The organism is Streptococcus toyakuensis (genome assembly GCF_024346585.1).
GTDB lineage: Bacteria > Bacillota > Bacilli > Lactobacillales > Streptococcaceae > Streptococcus > Streptococcus toyakuensis.
This window is the reverse complement of the sequence record NZ_AP024523.1, coordinates 574892-599696: the sequence shown is the minus strand read 5'-3', so window position 1 is coordinate 599696 and position 24805 is coordinate 574892. Positions and strand designations below refer to the sequence as shown.

The following is a 24805-nucleotide window of genomic DNA, read 5'->3' as shown; positions in this document are numbered from 1 at the left end:
GTATAATGGTAATAAGAACAGTATTTTACGATAATTACTGAATTTTCATCTCTCTAGAAAGGCAAACAACATGAAATCACACAAAAGACTGACACTTTTAGCTTTGGCTTTTCTTGGACTAACAAACCAAATCGTTTTGGCTGATGATACTAGTCATTCCGCTACTAACCCTATGACTAGTTCAACTAGTAGCTCAACAAATACTTCCACTAGTCATTCTACTAACAGTTCTACAAATACTTCTGCTAGTAGTTCTCAAGCTAGTACAGAAACTTCGTCGAGCACAGCTAGTTCAAGTGAGCAAGAAAGCAAACCTTCTCTTTCTAGGGAAACCAAACCTAATCAACCTATACAAACTGGCTGGGTAAAAGAGGGGAACAAGTGGACTTTTTATAGTCAAACTGGTGTCAAATTTACAGATACCCTCTATGATGGTTATCTCTTTGATAGTCATGGCTACTTGCTTGAAAACACTTGGTACCAAATGGGCAATAATTGGTACTATATCAATGGTTCAGGTAAATATTTATCCAACCAATGGAGCCAAATCAATGGCAAGTGGTATGCTTTTGATGGCTACGGTAGAATGTTGGCCAATGTTTGGAAAGGCGATTACTACCTCAAATCCAGCGGTGCCATGGCAGATAAGGAATGGGTCTACGACCAAAGCTACTCTAGTTGGTTTTACCTAAAATCTGGCGGACGCTATGCCCAAAAACAATGGATTGGTTCCTACTACCTCAAATCTGGTGGCTACATGGCCCATAAGGAATGGATTTACGACCCAGACTATCAAGCTTGGTACTATCTTAAGGATGATGGTGTGTATGTTACAGGAACCTATGCTGTGGATGGTAAAAACCAGCTCTTCCAAGGGAATGGAAAATGGGTTCGTGAATTAGCACAAGGTTTTCAAAAAGGACATTACTCTAAAACTATCTTTCTTGATCCAGGTCACGGTGGTAAGGATCGCGGGGCTTATTACTATGGCATAGCTGAAAAAGAATTGAACCTACAAGTTTATCGTAAGCTACGTAAACGACTAGAAGGACTCGGCTATACCGTTCTCACCTCTCGAGATAGTGATATAGACGTTGATTTTATTACCGAGCGTTCTCGTATGGTCAACAAGACCAATGCTGACTTTTTCATCAGCCTTCATTTCAATGCAAAAGGGAATGATACAACCGTTAACCTAGGTATCCAGACCTATTCTTACAAAGATGAACCTGGCTTCCCTAGCAAGATTAACAAGGATTGGCACAACAATCCTGAAAGGATAAGTGAAAGTAATCGTCTCGCAGCTGATATCCATACTTCACTGCTAGCTGAAACTGGAGCTAGGGATGCTGGGCTCTTGCAAGCAACCTTTGCTGTTCTCCGTGAAACAGCTAAACCAGCTGTTTTGCTAGAGATGGGATATATGGATAATCCAGAAGAAAACCAAAAAATCCGCAGCAGTGACTACCAAGATAAACTAGTTGAAGGGATTGTCAAGGGAATCCAAAAATATTATGCTGGTAATTAAAACAGTTTAAGCCTCGAACTAACTCGAGGCTTATTTTTTATCCAAACCATCTTCTTTCTAGACCTATTTCCTTTTCCAGCTTATTCTCCCTAACTGTGCTATACTTAATTTATACTCAATGAAAATCAAAGAGCAAACTAGGAAACTAGCCGCAGACTGCTCAAAGCACTGCTTTGAGGTTGCAGATAAAGTTGACGCGGTTTGAAGAGATTTTCGAAGAGTATTAGTACATTCTTTGAGATTGGAGCTAGTATGAAAATCCATAAAACCGTGAATCCTGTTGCCTATGAAAATACCTATTACTTAGAAGGCGAAAAACACCTCATCGTGGTCGATCCCGGTAGCCATTGGGAAGCTATTCGTCAGGCCATCGAGAACATCAACAAACCGATCTGCGCTATTCTCCTTACCCACGCCCATTATGACCATATCATGAGTCTGGACTTGGTTCGCGAAACTTTTGGCAATCCTCCTGTCTATATCGCAGAGAGCGAAGCCAGCTGGCTCTATACTCCTGTCAATAATCTCTCTGGTCTCCCTCGTCACGATGATATGGCAGATGTGGTCGCAAAACCTGCAGAACACACCTTTGTCTTTCATGAGGAATATCAGCTGGAGGAATTTCGTTTCACTGTCTTGCCAACACCAGGACATTCTATCGGTGGTGTTTCCCTAGTCTTTCCTGATGCTCACCTAGTCTTGACAGGAGATGCCCTATTCCGTGAAACCATTGGACGAACCGACCTTCCAACTGGTAGTATGGAACAACTCCTTCATAGTATCCAGACCCAACTCTTCACTCTACCAAACTATGATGTCTATCCAGGGCATGGTCCAGCTACTACTATCGCTCACGAAAAAACTTTCAATCCTTTTTTCTAGTAAAATGATGACAATCAATAGCACAATTTAAGTAAACTATCCAGCAAATCTTTCTATTACAAAAGGCATCCAATAAGGTGTGAAAACCTTGATTGAATGCCTTTTTTCTGATTACTGACCTCTTTGCATTACCAAATAATGACGCGGTCTTCTGGCGAACGCCACATACCGTCTCCTTCTTTGACATCATAGGTTGTAAAGAAATCATCGAAGTTTGGTACTTGTACATTGACACGGAGTTTAGCTGGTGCATGTACATCGACGCTAGCCAAAAGTTTCATAAATTCTGGGCGACCTTTCATGCGCCAAATGCGACCGAAGTTGTAGAAGAATTCTTCTGCTGAGAAGTCTGGTTCTCGCTTAGCTGCTTCAAGCGCTGCTGCGATTCCTCCCAAGTCAGCCACGTTTTCTGATACAGTCAATTTACCGTTGATGGTTGCTCCATAAGAATCTTGTCCATCAAATTGGTCAATGACTTTTTGTGTTTTCTCCTTGAAGGCAGCATAGTCGCTCTCTGTCCACCAATCCTTGAGGCTACCATTTTCATCAAAGGAAGCTCCATTGGTATCAAAGGCGTGAGAAATTTCATGGGCAATAACTGCACCAATACCACCGTAGTTAGCAGAAGATGACTGATGCAAATCATAGAAAGGTGCTTGTAAAATAGCCGCTGGAAAGACAATCAGGTTCTTCTGTGGATTGTAGTAGGCATTGACCATATGAGCAGGCATGCCCCATTCCTTGTAGTCTACAGGCTGGTTCCACTTGCTCCAACTGTGCTTGATTTCCACACGCGCAAAGGCTAGAGCATTATCAAAAAGACTAGCAGTCTCATCCACTACCTTGTCCTTGTAGCGTTCTGGCAATTCTTCAGGGTAACCGATATAAGGCTTGATGACATTGAGTTTGACGATGGCCTTATCACGAGTTTCAGGAGTCAGCCAGTCATTTTTAGCCAAGCGTTCCTTATAGACATCAATCATGGTTGCCACTTTTTTCTCTACATCTGCCTTAGCTTCTGGAGAGAATTTTTCATGGGCATACCAGAGACCCAAGGCTTGTTTGAAAGGACCTTGTGCTAGTTGATAAGCTGCCTTGACCTTGTCTTTGGCTTCTGGAACTCCTGAAAGCGCACGGCTATAGGCACCTGACAAGACACGGATTTCTTCTGTTAAATAGCTGGTTGAGAGATTGACAACACTCAAAATCAAGGTTGCCTTGAGGAGAGGCCAAGCTTCTTCACTATAGAATTGGTCTGCTGCTTGCCAGAAGCGTTCCTCATCTACGATAACCTTGTCTGGTACTTGTCCAAGAACGGCTTGGAAGAAATCATCCAGAGGTAGGGCAGGCGCAAAGTTCTTGAAATCTTCATATGAATATGGATGGTAGAGTTTAGCATACTCTGAACTTTCTTCATTAGAAAGAACTACTGCTGCAATTCGGCGGTCCAATTCTAGTCTTTTCTCTAGCAAATCTTCAATTTCTGTATCAGAGAAATCATAAGCCTTGAGAAGATTTGCGCTAGTTTCTTTCCAAAGAGTTAAGAGCTCTTCGCGCTGAGGATGGTCTTCTGCATAGTAGGTCGTGTCTGGCAGGATCGTGCTTGGAGCGCTAGCCCACAAAACGTTGATTCTGGCATCCATAAAGTCTGGTGATACACCAAAAGGAAGGAAGTTTGGTTTTCCTGCAAGCTCAAACTCTGCTAGTCTAGCTGTAAAATCTGCAAAAGTCTCCAATTCTTGGAATTCTTTAAGAAGAGGTAAAACAGGTGTGATACCGTCAGCCTCTCTCTTGTCAAAATCACGAACTAGGCGGTGGTATTTGACAAAATTTTCTAAAATAGCATCCTCAGGCACCTCTTCTCCTGCCAACCACTTGTCTGTTGTCGCCAACATCAGGTCTTCAATTTCCTGGTCTAAATCAACAAAACCTCCCGTTTGAGACTTATCTGCTGGGATTTCAGCTGTCTGTTGCCATTCTCCATTGATTGCATCATAAAAATCATCTTGATAACGTGTCATCGTGTTCTCGCTTTCATTTGTACTTGTTTTTAGCTTAACAAAAATTGCTTGGGAATGCAATTAAAAATGAATAGATGTTTCCCATTATTTTTCAGTTATTATTTTAATTTTTTCAAAAATTAACTTGACTTAATTTTTTTTTTAATGTATATTAAGAGACAGGAGGAATATAAGTTTATGATACGTATCGAAAACCTCAGTGTCTCCTACAAAGAAACGTTGGCACTTAAGGATATTTCACTAGTGCTCCATGGACCGACAATTACAGGTATCATTGGCCCAAACGGTGCTGGAAAATCAACATTATTAAAAGGGATGCTGGGAATTATCCCACATCAAGGTCAGGCATTTCTCGATGACAAGGAAGTTAAAAAATCCTTACATCGAATTGCCTATGTCGAACAAAAAATCAATATCGACTACAACTTTCCCATCAAGGTCAAGGAATGCGTCTCGTTAGGACTCTTTCCCTCTATCCCTCTCTTTCGAAGTTTAAAGGCTAAACATTGGAAGAAAGTGAAAGAAGCCCTTGAAATCGTCGGTCTAGCTGACTACGCTGAACGTCAAATCAGTCAACTGTCTGGAGGTCAATTCCAGCGGGTCTTGATTGCCAGATGTTTGGTACAGGAAGCCGACTATATCCTCTTGGATGAACCCTTTGTTGGGATTGACTCTGTCAGTGAGGAAATCATCATGAATACGCTGAGAGATCTGAAAAAAGCTGGGAAGACGGTTCTCATCGTCCACCACGACCTCAGCAAGGTTCCCCACTACTTCGATCAAGTCTTGCTTGTTAATCGAGAAGTGATTGCCTTTGGTCCAACCAAAGAAACCTTTACCGAAACCAATCTAAAAGAAGCTTACGGTAATCGACTCTTTTTCAATGGAGGTGACCTATGATTGCAGAATTTATCGATGGATTGCAAAAATTCCATTTCCTACAAAATGCCTTGATAACAGCTATTGTCGTCGGGGTCGTAGCTGGAGCTGTGGGATGTTTCATCATTCTACGCGGGATGTCACTCATGGGAGATGCCATTTCACATGCTGTCTTACCAGGTGTAGCCCTCTCCTTTATCTTGGGCCTTGACTTCTTTATCGGAGCCATTGTCTTTGGACTGCTAGCTGCCATCATCATTACCTACATCAAGGGAAACTCGATTATCAAAAGCGATACCGCCATCGGCATTACCTTTTCTTCTTTCTTAGCCCTCGGTATCATCTTGATTAGTGTCGCTAAAAGTTCAACTGACCTTTTCCATATCCTTTTTGGTAATATCCTGGCCGTCCAAGATACGGATATGTTTATTACTATGGGTGTGGGTGCAGTCATTCTCTTGTTAATCTGGATTTTCTTCAAGCAACTCTTGATAACTTCCTTTGATGAACTCTTGGCTAAAGCCATGGGAATGCCTGTCAATTTCTATCACTACCTTCTCATGGTACTCTTGACTCTCGTGTCTGTGACAGCCATGCAAAGTGTCGGAACTATCCTGATTGTAGCCATGCTGATTACCCCAGCTGCAACTGCTTATCTGTATGCTAATAGCCTGAAAAGTATGATTTTCCTTTCCTCAACCTTTGGAGCTACTGCTTCAGTTTTGGGACTCTTTATTGGCTATAGTTTTAATGTTGCGGCAGGTTCTAGTATCGTGCTTACAGCCGCTAGTTTCTTTCTCATTAGCTTCTTTATCGCTCCAAAACAACGATATTTGAAACTAAAAAATAAACATTTGTTAAAATAAGGGGTAAAGCCCCAATAAATTGGAGGATCTAATGAAAAAATTAGGTACATTACTCGTTCTCTTTCTTTCCGTCATTGCTCTTGTAGCATGTGCTAGCGGAAAAAAAGATACAGCTTCTGGTCAAAAACTAAAAGTTGTTGCTACAAACTCAATCATCGCTGATATTACTAAAAATATTGCTGGTGACAAAATTGATCTTCATAGTATCGTTCCGATTGGGCAAGACCCACACGAATACGAACCACTTCCTGAAGATGTTAAGAAAACTTCTGAGGCAGACCTCATTTTCTATAACGGTATCAACCTTGAAACAGGTGGCAATGCCTGGTTTACAAAATTGGTAGAAAATGCCAAGAAGACTGAAAACAAAGACTACTTTGCAGTCAGTGAAGGTGTTGATGTTATCTACCTTGAAGGAAAAAATGAAAAAGGTAAAGAAGACCCACACGCTTGGCTCAACCTTGAAAATGGGATTATCTTTGCTAAAAATATCGCTAAACAATTGAGCGCCAAAGATCCTAACAACAAGGAATTCTATGAAAAAAATCTCAAAGAATATACTGATAAGTTAGACAAACTTGATAAAGAAAGTAAGGATAAATTTAATAACATCCCTGCTGAAAAGAAACTCATTGTAACCAGCGAAGGAGCATTCAAATACTTCTCTAAAGCCTATGGTGTCCCAAGTGCTTACATCTGGGAAATCAACACTGAAGAAGAAGGAACACCTGAACAAATCAAGACCTTGGTTGAAAAACTTCGCCAAACAAAAGTTCCATCACTCTTTGTAGAATCAAGTGTGGATGACCGTCCAATGAAAACTGTTTCTCAAGACACAAACATCCCAATCTACGCACAAATCTTTACTGACTCTATCGCAGAACAAGGTAAAGAAGGCGACAGCTACTACAACATGATGAAATACAACCTTGATAAGATTGCTGAAGGATTGGCAAAATAATCTAGATATTAGTTTATCTATTACTAGGTTCTTGTCTCTCTTTACATTACTTCTAATATTAGCTTTGTTAGTTCTATCTCTAGCTACAAAACAGCGTTTATAAGAATAAAGATTTCTTAAATCAGTACGAACGAAGTGAGTTTTTACCAGATATTTCTCACTGTAGTGGTATCCTAGATAAGAACTTTGATCTTATCTAGGACGGAATTTTTGAGACCTAGGGCTCAAAAATTAGGGATGAAATTCCGAAGGAAGTTGCTCCCGTCCGCACTACCTTCGAGAAATATCAAATAGATAAAAAATCTGAAAAACGTCATTCTCACATGAACTGGCGTTTTTTTCTATGTCCATATTTCCGGTCAAATCATTGGAAAATTCCGACTGTTTCAGCTAAAATGGAAGAAAAAAGATTGGAGTATCCTATGGTAACTTTTCTCGGAAATCCTGTGAGCTTTACAGGTAAACAACTACAAGTCGGCGATAAGGCGCTTGATTTTTCTCTCACTACAACAGATCTTTCTAAAAAATCTCTGGCTGATTTTGATGGCAAGAAAAAAGTCTTGAGTGTCGTGCCTTCTATCGATACAGGTATCTGCTCAACTCAAACGCGTCGCTTTAATGAAGAACTGGCTGGACTGGACAATACGGTTGTCTTGACTGTTTCCATGGACCTACCGTTTGCCCAGAAACGTTGGTGCGGTGCTGAAGGCATTGAAAATGCCATCATGCTCTCAGACTATTTCGACCATTCCTTTGGACGTGATTATGCCCTCTTAATCAATGAGTGGCACCTATTGGCACGCGCAGTCTTTGTCCTCGATACTGACAATACGATTCGCTACGTTGAATACGTGGATAATATTAACTCTGAACCAAACTTCGAAGCCGCAATTGCAGCTGCTAAAGCCCTATAGAAAAAATCCTCTGTCACAAAGAGTTCCCTACTCTTTGAAACGGAGGATTTTTGTTTACGAGTAAATATAAGGTCAATCAGATAAAACCAACTGCCTTACTCTACAGATTTCAATGCTTCAAGCATATCAACCTTTCTCAGATGATAATTGACAAAGAATCCAAGCAAGGTCAAAATGGTGCTTACTGCTACCACTGGGATTACATAGACTTCCCAGACTACCTGCGGATAAAAGAGAATAGTCGCAGGAGAAATCATTTGAATCAAAAATTGGTGTAAATAGAAACCAGCTGCTAGACCAAGGACAATTCCCACAAGGGACAGCACAATCGTCTCACGGTAAATGTAGAGAGTGACTTCATTGTTATGAAAACCGAGAACCTTGATAGTGGAGAGTTCACGGATTCTCTCAGCCACGTTGATATTGGTTAGATTGTAAAGGATAACAATAGCCAACAGAACCGATACGATGACCAAGATGGTCATGGTCTGATTGAGTGAACTTGCGACCGAGTCAAAGAGTCGAATGGCTGAAGCATTTTGGACAACGCTGGACACCGCAGATTGATTCATAAGTAAGCCGGCCTGCCTTTCGATACTAGTTGCACTGGTATCCCTTAGCGAAACCAGATAAGTGTTGGCTTGGGGTAGCTGGCCGTGAATTTGCTCATAGCTAGCTTGGTTCATATAGATAAAATGACCTACGTAGTTCTCAGTAATAGCAGCGACCTTTAGCTCCTTACCTTCAATTTCTAAAGTCTGTCCAACCTTAACACCTGCCAGCTGGGCGAGTTTATCTGTGATAACGACCCCATCTTTTAATGTCAGCTCTTGCTGATGATGTTGCAGATGGATAAAGGGCGTCAAATCCTCCTTCTCTGTCATCATAAGGGTAATAGTTTGAAGACCAGCCTTACCTTTGAAATCCTTGTCTAGCGTCTTAGAATAAATTTTCTGGTAGTCTTGGATGTCCTGCCCTTTCAACATCTCTTCCAGTTCTGCCTTGTCCTGATTGGTCGCACTAGGATTTTCAGAGACAATCATTTGATACTGTTGGATTTGTTGAAACTGTCTAGACGGAACTCCTGCTACAGAGGATTGAATTCCCAAACCGGCAAAGAGCAGAGCGACTGAACCTGCCACACCAAAAATCGTCATCGACATCCGCTGTTTATAACGGAAGATATTACGGGCTGTTACCTTATGGGTAAAACTGAGACGACGCCAGATAAAACCGATGCGCTCCAGTAAGATTTTAGCTCCTTTAACAGGAGGTTTAGGCAGTAAAAGCTGGGCTGCTTCATCATGAAGTTCCCTCCGAGCCACCAGATAGGCTGGTAACACACTCGCCAACCAACTCAAACCAAGAGCCAGTAAGCTATAGCTCCAATAGAACTGAATCTGGATTTCTCCCACCACCATGCCTTTTGTAATGACACTTGAAATTACACCGGCTAGTAAATAATGTCCAAGTATACTACCTAGAGCTGTTCCTACAGTCCCAGCTACTAGACCGTAGAGGAGAAATTTGGCGATAATATCCTTACTGCGATAACCCAAGGCCTTAAAAATCCCTGCATGTGTTCGCTCTTCATCCACAAAGCGAGTCATAGTTGTAAAGGTCACCATGGCTGCTACAGCATAAAGCACTACAGGAAAGATATTGCCTACTGCCCGAATACTGGCTGAAGCATTACTGTACATGAGGTAGCCTTGACCGCCAGGCATGGTCTGACGATTATAGACTTGATACTTGGGCTCAGCTAAATCATCCAAGACTTGCTGATGTTTTTCTAGTTTTTCCTTTTCTTGGGCTAGATTTTGTTCAGCCTGCTTGAGTTTGTCCTCTTCCTTGCTCAATTCCTGCTTGGCTTGGGTAAGTTGAGCACTAGCCTGGTCTCTCTGTGCTTGAGGCAGCAAGGCTAGTTGACTTTCCTGAGCCTGTAAACGAGCTTGAGCAGTTGCTAAACGACGCTTGCCTTCCTGCAGATTAGTCTCAGCCTTATCAAGGGTTTCTTGGCCTTTGCCTAGAGACTCTTGTCCTTCTTTTTTCAAGAGTTGCAGACGTGCCTTGCCATTATCTGATAAAACTTGTTCAAGATCTTCCTGACGTTGCTTGGATTTCTCTTCATAAGCTGCTGAAAAAGCATTTAAGCCTGCTAAATCTTGATATTTCAAACGAGCTATATTGTAAACTTTCTGATCAAACTGACTAGGTAAAATCACCCCATAGGCTGTCAGAGTCCCACTTCCACTTCCTGCGTAGCCCATATCTCGCTGGGAGAGGATTTCAGCTGAATCCACAAAACCAGTAATGGTATAAGTATGGTCTTTTAAAGAGGAATGACCCTCTTCTTTTTCTTTAAAGCTAATTTCCTGTCCCACACGATATTGACCTTGCAAATGACTTGCCAAGGCGATTTCCTTATCTGACTGCGGAAGTCGTCCCTTTCTTAGCTGAAAGGTTGAAATTCGATCTGGTTTGGAGTACAGCCGAATGGCATCCTGCCCATTATCCATAGTCACATCTGTCAAATAGCCAAACTCAACCTCTGCGCCCTGCGTCTGTTTTAGTTCTTCTTGATCTTCTTGATCCAAACCATAATTAGACATAACTGCCAAATCCAAGGTTTGAGCAGCTCTTAAATAAGCATTAGCTGTCGCCTCCATGTTGGGGCTAGTCACTTTGAGGCCTACTAGGGCTAAAGAACCCAACATCATCAAGGTCAAGATGGATAAAAAACGCCCCTTGGAGCCTGTGAAGGACTGAATTAAGTCCTTCCAATAGGTTTTTCGCTTGATCATGCTAGTACTCCAAACTATCGATATCCTGAGGATGCTGGTTGATCACCACATCCTTGACACTGGCATCGTGCATATGAATCACGCGATCAGCAATGGGCGCCAAAGCTCCATTGTGAGTCACGATAATCACCGTCGCTCCCTTTTGACGAGACATATCTTGGAGGATTTTCAAAACCTGCTTGCCCGTCTGATAATCCAAGGCACCTGTCGGTTCGTCACAAAGGAGAATTTTAGGATTTTTGGCTACCGCGCGTGCAATGGAGACTCGCTGTTGCTCCCCTCCAGAAAGCTGAGCTGGAAAGTTATTGAGACGATGAGCCAGACCTACATCTGTCAAGACCTGTTCAGGATCCAAGGCATCCGTCACGATTTCAGAAGCCAGTTCCACATTTTCCTTAGCAGTCAAATTGGAAACTAGGTTATAAAACTGAAAAACAAAACCGACATCATTGCGGCGGTAATTGGTTCGCTGGTGGGAACTATAGTCTGCAATATTGGCACCATCAATCCAGATTTCCCCCTCATCATTGGTATCCATTCCCCCTAGGAGATTGAGAACTGTTGACTTGCCTGCACCAGATGCACCTAGAATAATCACCAATTCACCCTTTTCAATCTCAAAATTCACATCGCGATTGGCCACAATCTCCGTGTCCCCAACCTGATAACGCTTGTAACAGTGTTTCATCTCAATATAAGCCATCAGACCCACCCTCTCTCAAACAAATTACTTCCTACTACCATTATAACGCTTTTTCAACTAGTTGGAAACTGCTTACATTCTTAAATCCTTATTAAAAGGCAGTATCAAATTACTGCCTTCTATCACCTTCTTAAAAATAAAATTGAACAAAATCACCTTCTGCTGTCGCCACTGAAATACAATCTTTCCCCATGCATTTCGCTTTTATTTTTTCTTGATTCACTTCAATCACACTTTTTTCAATATCTGGATAAGAGACTCGCAAATCTCCCCCACTTCTTGATAAAATGGTCAACTGTAAGAGTTTTTTATCCGCCCACCTCATGCTAACTTCAAAATGTCCACGTGCCATTAAGCCTGAAACGGAACCTGTTGACCATGCATCGGGTAGGGCGGCTAGAGGTACCAGATAAGCTGTATGAGACTGGAGTAACATTTCTGCCATTCCACTGCTAGCACCAAAATTACCATCTATCTGAAAAGGAGGGTGGCTACACCAAAGATTTGGCAAGGTAGATGACTTTAACTGCTCTGCTAATAATTTATGGGCTCGATTGCCATCTCCTAGACGCGCCCAAAGATTGATCTTATTGGCCTTAGACCAACCTGTGCCGCCATCTCCACGATCATTAAGGCTAGCACGCGCCGCTTCAAGATACTCTTGTACCTTGTAGCTAAAGAGAGTTCCAGGATAGAGTCCCACTAGATGGGAAGTGTGCCGATGCTGAGCCTCCACTTTCTCATTTTGAAAATGCTGCTCTTCCTCCTCATACCACTCCCTGATTCGACCAGATTGAGTGATTTGCAGAGGATTTAGTAAATCAAATTTTTCTTTGACTTCAGTCAACAAATCCGCATCCAGCCCTAATTCTTGAGCAGCCTGAATAAAATCATGAAATAACTGCCAAATCAGAGATTGGTCATAGGTATTGCCAATCGAAATCGGCCCATGTTCTGGTGAGTAAGACGGAGAAGACACCCAACGCTGCGCCTGCTGATCCTTATGTAAAAAGGCATTCCAAAAACGAACTGTTTCCCTTAACATGGGATAAATTTTCTCCCTAAGATAGTCTTGGTCCATATAAAATGAATAGGCTTCATAAACAGTTTGCATCATCCACGCATTGGCAGCTGGTGACCAACCCCAATAGTAATCCCAACCAGGTGCCGTCCAGCCAAAAGGGGTCGCTTGGGTATGGACCAACCAACCATTCTCCTCTCCTTCCCGAGAGACAATTCCTGCATACCTTGCAGCTGCTAGGCGACCATAGACACGCAAATCATCTATATAGTTTATGATCGGAAAGGTCGTTTCTAAGAGGTTAGTCACATAGGCTGGCCAATAATTCATCTGCAGATTGATATTTAAGTGATAGTCCGAATTCCAAGGAGGATTATCGACCCCATTCCATACTCCCTGTAGGTTAGCTGGTAGGGCATCTGGGCAATCTCTAGAAGAACTAATCAATAAATACCGTCCATACTGGAAGAATAGCTCCTCCAAAACCTGCCCCGCTTGTGGCTTATAATTTTTTAGCAAATCATCCGTAGGGGATGATTCAAAATCAGCTCCCAAATCCAATTGAACACGCTGGAATAAAGCTTGGTAGTCCTCAATATGCCTTGATTTCAATTGGGTATAGCCCTTTTCTTTAGCTATCTCCACCAAGTCCTTAACCTGTTTCTCTAAATCTATTTTCTTGCGATAATTACTAGCAGGATTTTGGGCAAAATCAGTCTTAGCAGCCAAGAAAAGATTGGCATAACTGGCTCCTGATATCTGAGCCTTATCTGACCAAACTCTAATATCCCCATCTGTTTCCCAAGATAAACAGCTAGCAAACTGCAGGTCATTGTCCTTAACTCTTCCCTTCATCAAGATATAAGAATCAGTAATATCCAACTTGCATTCCTTGTAATCAGATTTTTCCTGCTCATACTTTCCATCAGAAGCCAAATCACGACTTAGCGACAGTTCTATAGTAAAATCTAGAGTTTCCGCCCCTTCCTTAGTAAAGCGCTGAACCAAGATATTATCTGGAAAACTCGCAAAAGCTTCACGTTCAAATTTCGTTCCCTTATAGACATAAGAAATCGTCGCAAGCGCCTTGCTGATATTAAGCTGTCTCTGGTAATCCGTCACCTGAGACAAAGTCTTGCCTTGATTACTAAACTCAATATAAATATCCCCAAAGGACAGATAGGTCCCATATTGATTCGTTTTGGGCCCGACTAGGTGCTGTTCAGCCAGTTCCTTAGCAATATTGTAATCTTTCTTCTCCAAAGCCTGCCGAATCTCAGCTAAAAAAGCATACTGATCCTGAAAATTTCCACCCTGATAATCGGAACTATCAGGAAGTGGACCTCCAGACCAGAGACTTTTTTCATTGAATTGAATCCGCTCAGCCCCTATAAGCCCAAAGACTTTAGCTCCTATAGAACCATTACCTATCGGTAAGGCCTCTTCTTCCCAACCCTTATATGTTGTTGACGCTGGTTGCTTGTAGGTCAGCACATAATCCTGTTTTTTATTCCTTATCATACTTCCATACTAACATAAAAAGCCTAGAAATCAATCCTAGACTTACAATTTTTTATTTTCCAAGGTAGTATTCAGAAACGACGTTCAATTTTTCGTCAAATTCGAATACCAATGGTGGGAAGTTAGGGATTTCCACGTCCATGATTTCGTCATCTGACAAACCTTTGATGTGTTTTACAAGAGCACGGATTGAGTTACCGTGAGCTCCTACGAATACGTTTTTACCATCTTTAAGAGCTGGAGCGATTTTATCTTCCCAGAATGGAAGGGCACGTTCCAAAGTCACTTTCAAGTTTTCAGCATCTGGGATAACTGAGTCGTCAAGTGAAGCGTAACGACGGTCAGTGTGAGCTGAGTGTTCATCATCACGATCCATGTTTGGAGGCAATACATCGTATGAACGACGCCAGATGTGAACTTGCTCATCACCAAATTGTTCAGCAGCTTCAGCTTTGTTTTTACCAGTCAAACCACCGTAGTGACGTTCGTTCAAACGCCATGATTTTTCTACTGGAACCCACAATTGATCAGAAGCTTCAAGAGCCAAGTTAGTTGTTTTGATCGCACGTTTCAATACTGAAGTGTAAGCTTGGTCAAATTCGATACCAGCTTCTTTGATCAATTTACCAGCGTCAATCGCTTGTTGTGTACCTTTTTCAGACAAATCAACATCAGCCCAACCAGTGAAAAGGTTAGCTTTGTTCCATTCAGACTCACCGTGGCGAGCAAAAACCAATTTTACCATTAGATGGATTCTCCTTTAAATTTTCCGAGGTTTTCCCTCGTTTATCTATTCTATTTTACACAATTTTTCACAAAAAAGCTAGTCAAAACCAAAAAGGAAAGGACTGTTTGACAATCCTTTTCCTTATTTGTATCATACAACAAACCTTATTTCTCTTCAAATCCTTCTGCGACTGCGTCTGCAAAGTTTTCTTCTACGATGCTTGCACAGTGGTCACAGATGACTGCGTGGTAGCTGCGTTCTGCTGTTGTTGGGTCGATACGACGGCAACGGTCACATACTTCACCTGCAGCACGTTCAACAGTAAAGGCTACATCTTCGAAGCTAACGGCAGCTTCTGGAGCTGGCCCCTCTGCGATGGTCAAGTCAGATACAATCAAAAGTTGAGCTACATTGCTGTTTACTGCTTCGAGTAGAGTTTTCACAACTTCATTTGGATAAACTGTCAAGTGTGCTTCAAGCGATTTACCGATAACTTTTGCATTACGCGCTTCTTCCAAGGCTTTTTGAGCTTGTCCACGGAAGTCCATGAAGGCAGCCCATGTATCCAAGATTTCTTCTTGATTAGCAAAAGTTTCTGCTTCTGGCAATTCTGACAATTGAACGAAGTCCTCTTCTTCAAACTCAAGATATGACCAGATTTCTTCCGCAGTGTGAGGAAGGATTGGTGTCAAGAGTTTGGTGATTTTGACAAGAATGTCATAGAAGACAGTCTGCATTTGACGGCGTTCCAATGATTTGGCACCTTCGATATAAACAACGTCTTTAGCAAAATCAAGGTAGAAGGCTGACAAATCAACGTTGATAAAGTTCACCAAGGCCTTGTAGATTGTCAAGAATTCAAAGTTTGCATAAGCATCACGAATGGTCTTAACAAGCTGGTTAAAGCGAATAGTCATGTACTTATCAACTGAGCGAAGCTCATCGTAAGCTACTGCATCTTGAGACGGGTTAAAGTCAGATGTGTTAGCAATCAAGAAACGAAGAGTGTTACGAATCTTACGGTAAGTTTCAGAGACTTGACTCAAGATATCCATAGAGATACGCACGTCGTTGGTTGAGTCTACACTTGTTACCCAAAGACGCAAGATTTCTGCACCAAATTGTTTTTCAACATCACTTGGAGCAATGGTATTTCCAAGAGATTTAGACATCTTCTCATCTTTACCGTCAAGAGCAAAACCTTGTGACAGAATTTGTTTGTAAGGTGCTACGCCATGGTTGGCAACAGATGTGATGAGTGATGAGTTGAACCAACCACGGTATTGATCAGAACCTTCTAGGTAAAGGTCTGCTGGGTAAGTTAACTCAGGACGGTTTACCACAACTCCATTCCATGATGAACCTGAGTCAAACCAAACGTCCATGATATCAGTTTCTTTTTTGAACTCGCCATTTGGTGAACCTGGATGAGTAAATCCTTCTGGCAAGAGGTCCTTAGCATCACGTTCCCACCAAATGCTTGAACCATGTTCCTCAAAGAGTTGAGCCACGTGTTCAATAGTTTCAGCAGTCATAATCGCTGTACCGTCTTCAGCGTAGAAGATAGGAAGTGGAACACCCCAAGCACGTTGACGAGAGATAACCCAGTCACCACGGTCACGAATCATGTTGTAAAGACGAACTTTACCCCATTCTGAGTGGAATTTCACTTTTTCAATTTCATCCAAAATTTCTTGGCGGAATTTAGAAACTGAAGCAAACCATTGTGGTACTGCACGCCAGATGATTGGTTTCTTAGTACGCCAGTCAAATGGGTATGAGTGAGAGATTTCTTCTTGGGCAAGAAGGAGGTTACCAAGTTTCTCGATAACAGTTGGAACTACCTTTTCATAGAATTGACCTTCAAACTCAGGACCAGCATTCTTCATCATGATACCACGTTCGTCAACAGTCACTGCGACTTCAAGACCATTAGCAATACCAACATTGTAGTCGTCCTCACCAAAACCAGGGGCGGTATGGACAATACCTGTACCAGAATCTGTTGTAACGTGGTCACCAAGGATAACCAATTCATCTACAGCTGTATCCCATGGGTGTTCTGTTACGATATGATTCAATTCTTGACCACGGTAAGTTGCCAAAACTTGAACATCAGCCCAGCCAAATTTCTCAGACAAGCTAGTCAATAATTCTGCAGCAACCACAAACTTACGAGTTTCACCAGCAGGTTGAACCAAAACGTAATCAATATCTGCACCAACAGTCAAACCACGAGAAGCTGTGATGGTAAATGGAGTTGTTGTCCAGACTACGATATAAGTATCTGTATCTAGAACACCTTTACCATTTTTTACCTTGTTGGCATAGTAAAGGGAAGTTGAAACCAAATCATGGTATTCAATCTCCGCTTCAGCAAGAGCCGACTCAGATGACCAAGACCAGTAAACTGGTTTAGCACCACGGTAGATGTAACCTTTATTAGCCATCTCACCAAATACACGGATTTGAGCTGCTTCATAGTCAGGAGTCAAAGTCACATATGGATTTTCCCAGTCACCAGAAACACCCAAACGTTTGAAGTCTTCGCGTTGTTTATCTACTTGAGAAAGAGCGTATTCACGGCAAAGTTTCAAGTACTCAACCAAGTCCATTTCTTTGCGTTTGATACCTTGTTTTGCCAAAACTTGCTCGATTGGCAGACCATGTGTATCCCAACCTGGAATATAAGGAGCATAAAATCCTGACATAGACTTAGAACGAACAATGATATCTTTTGAAATCTTGTTCATAGCGTGTCCAACGTGAATATTTCCGTTCGCGTATGGAGGGCCATCATGCAAGGTGAAATGAGGTTTTCCTTGGTTCAATTCTTGACGACGTTGGTAAAGTTTTGCATCTTCCCATTCCTTTTGCCAAACTGGCTCTTTGGTAGGAAGGCCTGCACGCATTGGGAAAGCTGTTTTCCCAAGGTTAAGGGTATCTTTGAGTTTCATGGTATCTCCTTTATAAATAATAACAAATTAAAAACCACGACTGCCAAAAAGGACGAAAATCGTGGTACCACCTTTATTCGGAAAAAGATTTAGTCTTTCTCCCTCTTATCCCGTAACGTGGGGAACGTCAAATCTTACTTCATTCAGACTTGAGTTTTTGAGAGGATAATCTTATCGTTAGGGAATGCAGGACTCACACCATCTCCTGCTCGCTGGAAATATAAGGATAAGATATTGTTCTCAGATTATTTCTTATAAAATTGTAACAGATTCTTGCGGTGCCGCAAAACCTGGTTCTGAGCTTACAGCTTCAGTAGCTGGTGTTGGTCCTGAATAATGGCTTGGAGCTACTTCTGGCTCTTCATACATTGGACCAACTGGATGAGCTGGACTTTCTTCAACAACCGGAGCTGGTGAAACCACTTGTTCCTGCTCAGCTCTTGCTTCGGCTTCTGCAAGTTCCTTATTAGCCGCTTCGATACGCGCTTGCAACTCAGCCATTTCCTCGGGAGAAAACTGGCGAGTAATATCAATTGGTTCTTCCTCTGGATGTTGTTGTAAGACAGAGTCACCTAAGACTTCGCTGACCACTTCTTTGAAGGCCTCATCACTTGTCTGAAGATAAGTCGCTGTTGGGCGAAGAATATCTTCCCAATCTGAAGATTCAACAATTGCTAACTGGCTCTCAATTGTAGATTTAAGACGTTGATGGAAGACACGACTCTTGTTCTTCAATTCTTCTGTTTCAACAGCAACTTTCTTAGCATTGTCAGTTGCTTGACGAAGAATTTCATTTGCCTTGTACTTAGCTTCTTCCAACAAACGTTGGGCATCTTGCTCTGCTTGTTGGATAATATTGTTTGAACGTTCCGTTGCAGCTTGTTTTACTCGCTCTGCTGTATCTTGTGCAATCAATACAGATTGACTCAATGAATCTTTCATCTCATCAAAGTAAGACAAACGCTCTTCCAAACTCTTAATTTGTAAATCCTTATCATGATTAGAGCGAACCAAATCTTCATAATCACGGACTACAATATCTAAAAACTCATCTACTTCTTCTTGATCAAACCCTCTGAAGCGTGTGCTAAAAGTTTTATCTTTGATTTCTAACGATGTAATTGGCATATTTTTCCTCACTTACTTAATAACAATTGGACCGTTAATTTCTTTTTATCTTTTTTTGTTTGCCCATTATCTCTAACGAGTTTCAATCGACCAAATTTCCTTACACTAATCAGATCACCAACTTGGACTGCATAATCTGATTTTTCAACTAAATGGTAATTAACTTGGACTGCCTGTTTTTCAATTAACTGACTTGCCTGATTTCTAGACAGCTTAAAGACACCTGCTAGAAAAACATCTAATCTAGAACTAGCAATACAAATATCTAATTCTTGATAATCTTCTACTGTAGTAATTCTCTCAGTAAAATCCCGTTCTTCTAGACGAACCGGTAAACGAGCAATTTTCGTAATGCCGTCTTGAAAAAGGAGCATAAACTGTCGATTAATGATAATCTGTGCCCTCTCTTCGTTGACTAAGATATCACCAAATAGCTTCCTATCAATTCCCAGCTTATTTAAAACAGTCCCTAATATTTTTGCATGCGTTAAGCGTTCAAACTTATTAGGATAGACAATTTCTTGCAAGGATAGCTCAAAATCAGAGAATTCCGGCTCAAAATAATCAGGATACAGGAGTACCCGTACATATTCAGTTTCAAGAAACTGCCGACTGCTCATGTAGGAGATGCCGTTGGTTGATGCTAGAACCTTTAAAATCTTTTCTTGATGGGGATTTACAAAGGGTGTTAAAAAAGGAGAATAAGAATCTTCTACCTTTTTTATCCATTCTACTCCCTTATCAATAAAAGATGAATCATTCTTAGAAAAGTGTTGATAAATCATCTTGTTCATAGAAAAATCACTAAAAGTCGAATCAACTGTTCCCCTAGGAAGTGAACTAGTAATACCGCAATCCAGACAGACAAGTCAAGACCTGCAATCTGGAGGGGTAAACGTTGCAAGGGAGCTATTATCGGTTTCACTAAACTAATAATCAAGCGTCCAAGACGTGATTCATAAGCATTAGGAAACCAAGACATCAGAGCAAACACGATTAAAATCAGTGAATAGATATCCACTGCATTTTGAACAAAACGAATGAGAAAGATCATTATCTCACTCTCGTACGTTTCATATCAAAGCCAAATTCACCATTTTGTGATTCATCTGGAATTTTGATGTCTTCAATATTGACGACAACATCAACTGGTGTCAGCAGGTACATAGTAGATGCTACCTTTTTCATGTTACCAGCTAAAACGTGACGCGCCCCATCCAGATAATCCAAACAACGACGTGCTTGAACTTCTGTCATATATTGAAAATCAATCAAAATACTTTCGTTGCCAGCTAATAAATCAACAATATCTGTGGCATCTTCGTATTTACGTGGATAACGAACATCAATTGTCACCTTATCAGTAGAACGTTGACTTTGCATAGCCAACTCTTGTTGACGGGCATGAAGACGAGTGATGTTTTTATCTTTAGATGGCGTGCTACCAGCTTGTTGAGGCAACTCTTGAACAGAAGGGACTGGAGTCACAATCGGCTCTTCAGCTTTAGGCTGATATGCAGTACCAACATCTTCTCCATCTTCTGTAAAATAATCTATAAATTTATCAAATCTATCTTTTAAAGACATATTTCTTTCCTATTTAAAAAATGCTGTACCAATTCTGACAAATGTTGAGCCAAATTCAATCGCTTCCTTGTAGTCACGACTCATACCCATACTCAAGTCCGTCATTGGCATATTGGGAATTTGTTTTTCTCTAATTTCTAGTTGCAAATCCTGCGTAGCTTTAAAAATTTCTTTCAACTCATCACTACTAGCTTCAAAAGGAGCCATGGTCATCAAGCCGACATATTCAATTTTATCTAAGGTGGCCAATTCTGGCAAGAGCTCCAGTAGTTCTTCCCTTGAAAAACCATGTTTGCTCTCTTCCCTTGAGATATTCACTTGTAAGAAACACTTAACAACTCGGTCACTTCTTTTTTGAATTTCCTCTGCTAGCTTTAATGAATCCAAAGCATGGAAATAATCAACATACTGAATGACATCTTTGACCTTGCGTCTTTGCAAGGTTCCAATCAAATGCCAGGTAATATTTCTATCTTTTAAAGCTTCATATTTCTCAAGAAATTTATCCACACGATTTTCACCAATATGATGCACACCTAGCGGAAGCAAAGCCTCCGCTGTCGGTACGTCTACATATTTTGTAACAGCAACAACCGAAACAGAATTGGCTTCTCTTCCTGACTGCTGACTTGCATCTTTTATTTGTTGAAAAACACGTTCTGTATTTTCTTTCAAATTCATTTACTTAACGATTTTTGAAAAATGGAGGAGTGTCTAATTCATCCTCATCGTGTAAAGATGGCGCTTCGAAACGTTCAACTGGTGATACCACTGAATCAGTTGGTCGAACAATTGTCTCACGACGCAAGTCCCAATCACCAAATGCTGAAGTTTGAGAAGTTTCTGTGCGACGAGGCGCTGGACTTGGAATTTCTGCAGTTTCAGCCATATCAAACTGACGATTATGATTGTGTGCATGATTAGGACTTGCTTGTTCATGACGGACAGCTTGTCTTGGTGCATGGCCCACAACTTTTTCAACACGATCTTGACGAACACCAGTTGCAACGACTGTAACACGGATTTCATCTTTCATGTTTTCATCGATAGATGTTCCGAGCCAAATGTTTACTCCTTGACCAGCTGCTTGATTAACAATTTCTGATGCTTCTTCTGCCTCAATCAAGGTTAAATCAAGACCACCAGTAACGTTGACGATAACATCCTCAGCACCGTCAATAGTTGTTTCAAGAAGTGGTGAGTAGATTGCCTTACGAGCTGCTTCTACCACACGTTCTTCACCACTACCGATACCGATACCCATTAGGGCGTTTCCTTTATTTGCCATAACTGTTTTCACATCGGCAAAATCAAGGTTAATCAAACCAGGATTTGTAATCAAGTCCGTAATCCCTTGAACACCTTGGCGAAGTACGTTATCTGCTTCGCTAAGAGCTTCAAGAAGTGGAGTTTTCTTATCAACAATTTCAAGCAAGTTGTTGTTTGAAATAATCAATAGAGTATCTACATGCTCACGAAGTTGATTGATTCCTTCTACAGCGTACTGACCACGTTTGCTTCCTTCGAAACCGAAAGGACGTGTCACAACACCAACTGTAAGAGCACCTAAATCTTTAGCAATGCGGGCAATAACAGGAGCTGCACCAGTACCAGAGCCACCTCCCATACCTGCAGTAATGAAGACCATATCTGCTCCAGTAATAGCTTGAGTCAAGGCTTCTTCGCTTTCTTCAGCTGCCTTTTGACCAACTTCAGGTCGACCGCCAGCACCCAAACCACGAGTCAATTTAGGGCCTAACTGAATTACAGTCTCAGCTTTTGTACTACTCAAAGCTTGTACATCTGTGTTTGCTGCGATAAATTCTACGCCTGCAACACCTTCGTCAACCATGCGGTTAATGGCGTTACCGCCACCTCCACCAACACCGATTACTTTAATAACTGCACCTTGAGCTGCTGCTGTATCAAATGAAAATGTCATAGTTTATTTTTCCTCTTTTATTCATCAAACATGCTTCCGATTAAGCCACGGAAACGATCTGCGATTTTTGGTTTATTTTGAGAAGATACTTTATCTTCTTTCGGAGCAACTACGTTCGTAGAAGCTGATTGCTCTACCTCAGTATTTTGAACTGGTTGAATAGGGGTAGGTTGTGCTACTTGCGTAACGCGTTGAATCATCCCACCAAAATTAATTGGTTGGTGACGCAAAGTATCCTCACCCTTGACTGCTCTTTGTGCTAATAAATGCACCTCAGTCAATTGACCAGCAAATTCAGACAAGCTAATCACATGAGCGAAGGCAGGATTACGGATTCCAACTTGATTTGGAACGTAAAGTTTGACACCAACGCCAAAGACTTCCTGTGCAAGTTCTACAACACCTGGTAAAATAGCATTTCCACCAATCAGAACAATCCCACCTGGAAGATCCAACAAATGTCTTCTTTCCAACTCTTGTTTGATTTGTTCAAAAATGTGCTTAATGCGGGCTGAAATAATCTCTGCTAGGTAGCTTTCTGTAACTTCTACAGGCTCTACTTCACCAATTACTTCAACTTGGAAGGTTTCATTGCTTGCAAGTGAAGGGTAGGCTTCACCATAGTTTAATTTCAATCCTTCAGCTAATTTCTGTGAAGTCTTCAAGACTTTAGAGATATCTTTTGTGACATAATCTCCACCTTCTTGAAGAATATTTGTAAACTGGAGTTCTTGGTTACGGATTGTAGCAACAGTTGTTTGACCTGCTCCCATATCAATCACCGTAGCTCCAAATTCACGCTCCCCTTCGTTCAAGACTGAACGAACCAAAGCCAATGGTGAAATAATAATATTTTCAACCTGTACACCTGAGCGCTCAACTGTCTTGCGTAAATTGTGAAGAATAGTACGTGGACCTGTATAAAGTAAACCACGCATTTCAAGACGAACACCCATCATCCCACGTGGGTCACGAATCCCTTGGAAACCATCTACGATAAATTCTTCAGGAATGAAAGTAATGACTTCACGATCTGGTGTCATACTCTTTGTCAAGGCTGATTTGACAACATTTTCAACATCTTGATCTGTAATTTCTTTTGTATCAGATGTAACTGGAATCATTCCTTGAGTTGGTTCTACTTGCAAAAGATTTCCAGGCAAACCAACATTCACTGATTTGATTGAAATGCCAGCTTTCTCTTCTGCTTGGGAAATAGCTGACTTGATAGCAGTTGCTGCTGCTTCGATATCAACGATAATCCCATCCTTTACACCTTTACTCTTGGCATTACTTACACCAATTACATTAAGTTCACCATTTCTAAGCTCGGCAACCAATACTTTAATCGAATTAGTTCCGATATCTAAGCCTGTAAAAAAACCATCTCTAGCCATTACATCGCATCCTCTCTCTTCCAAGTTTCAAACTTCTATTCAATATAGCTAAAATAGGGCATAGCTATTCACAGAATATTATAACACAAAAAATCCAATCGTGCTTAGTTTTTCCTAAATTTACTTACCATTTTTTCACATTCGCTCATAAGCTTTTTATATTTTCCAAACAAATTATAAAAAACAGATTTATGAAAAAAGAAAGCTTAAAATCAAGCTTTCTTTGCAATCATTTTTTCTGCTTCTTGTTGTAAAAATAGTTCTAAGATTTTCTTTGTTAACGTAATCGCTGCTGATAAGGCCAGGGAAACGATTAAATAATTAGCTACTAAGCCATGGTCTCCAACCAATGGTGGTTTTGTCAAGAATCCGTAATCTCCACCAGTTACTAAATTGACCACAAAAATCAAGGCATTTAGGGCAAAGGTCATAAGAAAAATTCCCTTCACATCCAGCAATCGTTCGTCATACTGTCTCAATAGATAGACCAGAGAATTCCCCAAAAGAGCTAGGTGCCCAAAGATAAAGGATAAAATCGCAATATGTGGGAAAGGATAGGCATCTGGAACTGGATAAACAAAGGCTGCTAATGTCCCAAATGTTCCTAGCAATGCAAAATACTGCCTATATTTAGACTGACCAGGAAGCAAAAGCACCACAAACATAGCCATACGGCAATGGTAAAAAGGTAAACTTTCTGACAACGGCATATGATTGATCCAGTACCAACCATAAAGGAGGATTAACTGAACTGCCTGTAAACTCTGGAAAAATCGTTGGTAAGCCTTCTTTTCACGATAGCGATAGGCTGTATAAAAAGTTAAGGCTAAAAGTGTAAATATACTGACATACCAAAAAAGGTCAAATTTGGGTGGTTCGGTTGCTTGGGTCGTAAAGAAAATATCCCATAAATTCATCTAGTCTTCCTCATGATTCAAAATTTTCCTGCATTTTATTATACCATGCT

20 protein-coding genes are annotated in these 24805 nt (G+C 41.1%); 6 read left to right on the top strand and 14 right to left on the bottom strand.

Going from position 1 to position 24805, the window contains the following annotated elements; genetic code table 11:
• The first annotated feature begins 70 nt into the window (after window positions 1-70).
• Both STYK_RS03225 and STYK_RS03220 read left to right on the top strand, forming a co-directional pair.
• Entirely contained in the window at window positions 71-1528 is a 1458-nt protein-coding gene (locus STYK_RS03225; RefSeq protein ID WP_261805225.1) for an N-acetylmuramoyl-L-alanine amidase, read from the top strand.
• Between the two features lie 252 nt (window positions 1529-1780).
• Window positions 1781-2410, top strand: coding sequence for an MBL fold metallo-hydrolase (locus tag STYK_RS03220; RefSeq protein WP_214614699.1), 630 nt, complete (start codon window positions 1781-1783; stop codon window positions 2408-2410).
• 128 nt (window positions 2411-2538) lie between these two features.
• Here the strand turns inward: STYK_RS03220 and pepO are convergent, their stop codons facing one another.
• On the bottom strand, window positions 2539-4431 hold the full coding sequence (gene pepO, locus STYK_RS03215; protein WP_261805224.1) for an endopeptidase PepO: 1893 nt from the start codon (window positions 4429-4431) through the stop codon (window positions 2539-2541).
• 177 nt (window positions 4432-4608) lie between these two features.
• On the opposite strand from pepO, the gene STYK_RS03210 reads away from it, so the two are divergent.
• The 4 genes from STYK_RS03210 to tpx all read left to right on the top strand — a co-directional run bounded on the left by STYK_RS03210 (window position 4609) and on the right by tpx (window position 8051).
• On the top strand, window positions 4609-5331 hold the full coding sequence (locus STYK_RS03210; protein WP_000619142.1) for a metal ABC transporter ATP-binding protein: 723 nt from the start codon (window positions 4609-4611) through the stop codon (window positions 5329-5331).
• Window positions 5328-6176, top strand: coding sequence for a metal ABC transporter permease (locus tag STYK_RS03205; protein ID WP_000559787.1), 849 nt, complete (start codon window positions 5328-5330; stop codon window positions 6174-6176). The genes STYK_RS03210 and STYK_RS03205 overlap by 4 nt, the downstream gene beginning before the upstream one ends.
• Window positions 6177-6207: 31 nt before the next feature.
• Entirely contained in the window at window positions 6208-7137 is a 930-nt protein-coding gene (gene psaA, locus STYK_RS03200) for a metal ABC transporter substrate-binding lipoprotein/adhesin PsaA (RefSeq protein WP_172930281.1), read from the top strand.
• A gap of 422 nt (window positions 7138-7559) precedes the next feature.
• Window positions 7560-8051 carry a thiol peroxidase gene (gene tpx, locus STYK_RS03195; protein WP_000256026.1) on the top strand — a complete coding sequence of 164 codons (492 nt, stop codon included), beginning with the start codon at window positions 7560-7562 and terminating at the stop codon, window positions 8049-8051.
• A gap of 95 nt (window positions 8052-8146) precedes the next feature.
• Here tpx and STYK_RS03190 read toward each other — a convergent pair whose 3' ends face one another.
• The 13 genes from STYK_RS03190 to STYK_RS03130 all read right to left on the bottom strand — a co-directional run bounded on the left by STYK_RS03190 (window position 8147) and on the right by STYK_RS03130 (window position 24755).
• Window positions 8147-10855, bottom strand: a complete 2709-nt coding sequence (locus STYK_RS03190) for an ABC transporter permease (RefSeq protein WP_261805223.1) — start codon at window positions 10853-10855, stop codon at window positions 8147-8149.
• A gap of 1 nt (window position 10856) precedes the next feature.
• Window positions 10857-11558 (bottom strand): ABC transporter ATP-binding protein, encoded by a 702-nt coding sequence (locus tag STYK_RS03185; RefSeq protein ID WP_049494632.1) that lies wholly within the window; start codon window positions 11556-11558, stop codon window positions 10857-10859.
• A gap of 130 nt (window positions 11559-11688) precedes the next feature.
• Window positions 11689-14100, bottom strand: coding sequence for a glycoside hydrolase family 95 protein (locus tag STYK_RS03180; RefSeq protein WP_261805222.1), 2412 nt, complete (start codon window positions 14098-14100; stop codon window positions 11689-11691).
• A gap of 52 nt (window positions 14101-14152) precedes the next feature.
• Window positions 14153-14845: a phosphoglycerate mutase gene (locus STYK_RS03175; RefSeq protein WP_000240129.1), complete on the bottom strand. Its 693-nt coding sequence runs from the start codon at window positions 14843-14845 to the stop codon at window positions 14153-14155.
• Window positions 14846-14991: 146 nt separating this feature from the next.
• A complete protein-coding gene (gene ileS / locus STYK_RS03170) occupies window positions 14992-17784 on the bottom strand; it encodes an isoleucine--tRNA ligase (RefSeq protein WP_261805221.1) in 2793 nt (930 codons plus the stop codon).
• A 252-nt stretch (window positions 17785-18036) separates the two neighbouring features.
• On the bottom strand, window positions 18037-18912 hold the full coding sequence (locus STYK_RS03165; protein ID WP_045605923.1) for a DivIVA domain-containing protein: 876 nt from the start codon (window positions 18910-18912) through the stop codon (window positions 18037-18039).
• Window positions 18913-18920: 8 nt separating this feature from the next.
• A complete protein-coding gene (locus STYK_RS03160; protein ID WP_261805220.1) occupies window positions 18921-19706 on the bottom strand; it encodes a YlmH family RNA-binding protein in 786 nt (261 codons plus the stop codon).
• On the bottom strand, window positions 19703-19966 hold the full coding sequence (locus tag STYK_RS03155; protein ID WP_004257761.1) for a YggT family protein: 264 nt from the start codon (window positions 19964-19966) through the stop codon (window positions 19703-19705). The genes STYK_RS03160 and STYK_RS03155 overlap by 4 nt, the downstream gene beginning before the upstream one ends.
• Window positions 19966-20499: a cell division protein SepF gene (locus STYK_RS03150; RefSeq protein ID WP_000053356.1), complete on the bottom strand. Its 534-nt coding sequence runs from the start codon at window positions 20497-20499 to the stop codon at window positions 19966-19968. Before STYK_RS03150 ends, STYK_RS03155 begins: the two co-directional genes overlap by 1 nt.
• 9 nt (window positions 20500-20508) lie before the next feature.
• Window positions 20509-21180, bottom strand: a complete 672-nt coding sequence (locus STYK_RS03145; RefSeq protein ID WP_004261850.1) for a YggS family pyridoxal phosphate-dependent enzyme — start codon at window positions 21178-21180, stop codon at window positions 20509-20511.
• A 4-nt stretch (window positions 21181-21184) separates the two neighbouring features.
• Window positions 21185-22441, bottom strand: coding sequence for a cell division protein FtsZ (ftsZ, locus tag STYK_RS03140; protein WP_045605920.1), 1257 nt, complete (start codon window positions 22439-22441; stop codon window positions 21185-21187).
• Between the two features lie 17 nt (window positions 22442-22458).
• Entirely contained in the window at window positions 22459-23838 is a 1380-nt protein-coding gene (gene ftsA / locus STYK_RS03135) for a cell division protein FtsA (RefSeq protein ID WP_140224369.1), read from the bottom strand.
• 212 nt (window positions 23839-24050) lie between these two features.
• Complete coding sequence (locus STYK_RS03130) at window positions 24051-24755, bottom strand: YwaF family protein (RefSeq protein WP_254753905.1); 705 nt, start codon at window positions 24753-24755, stop codon at window positions 24051-24053.
• Window positions 24756-24805: the final 50 nt, after the last annotated feature.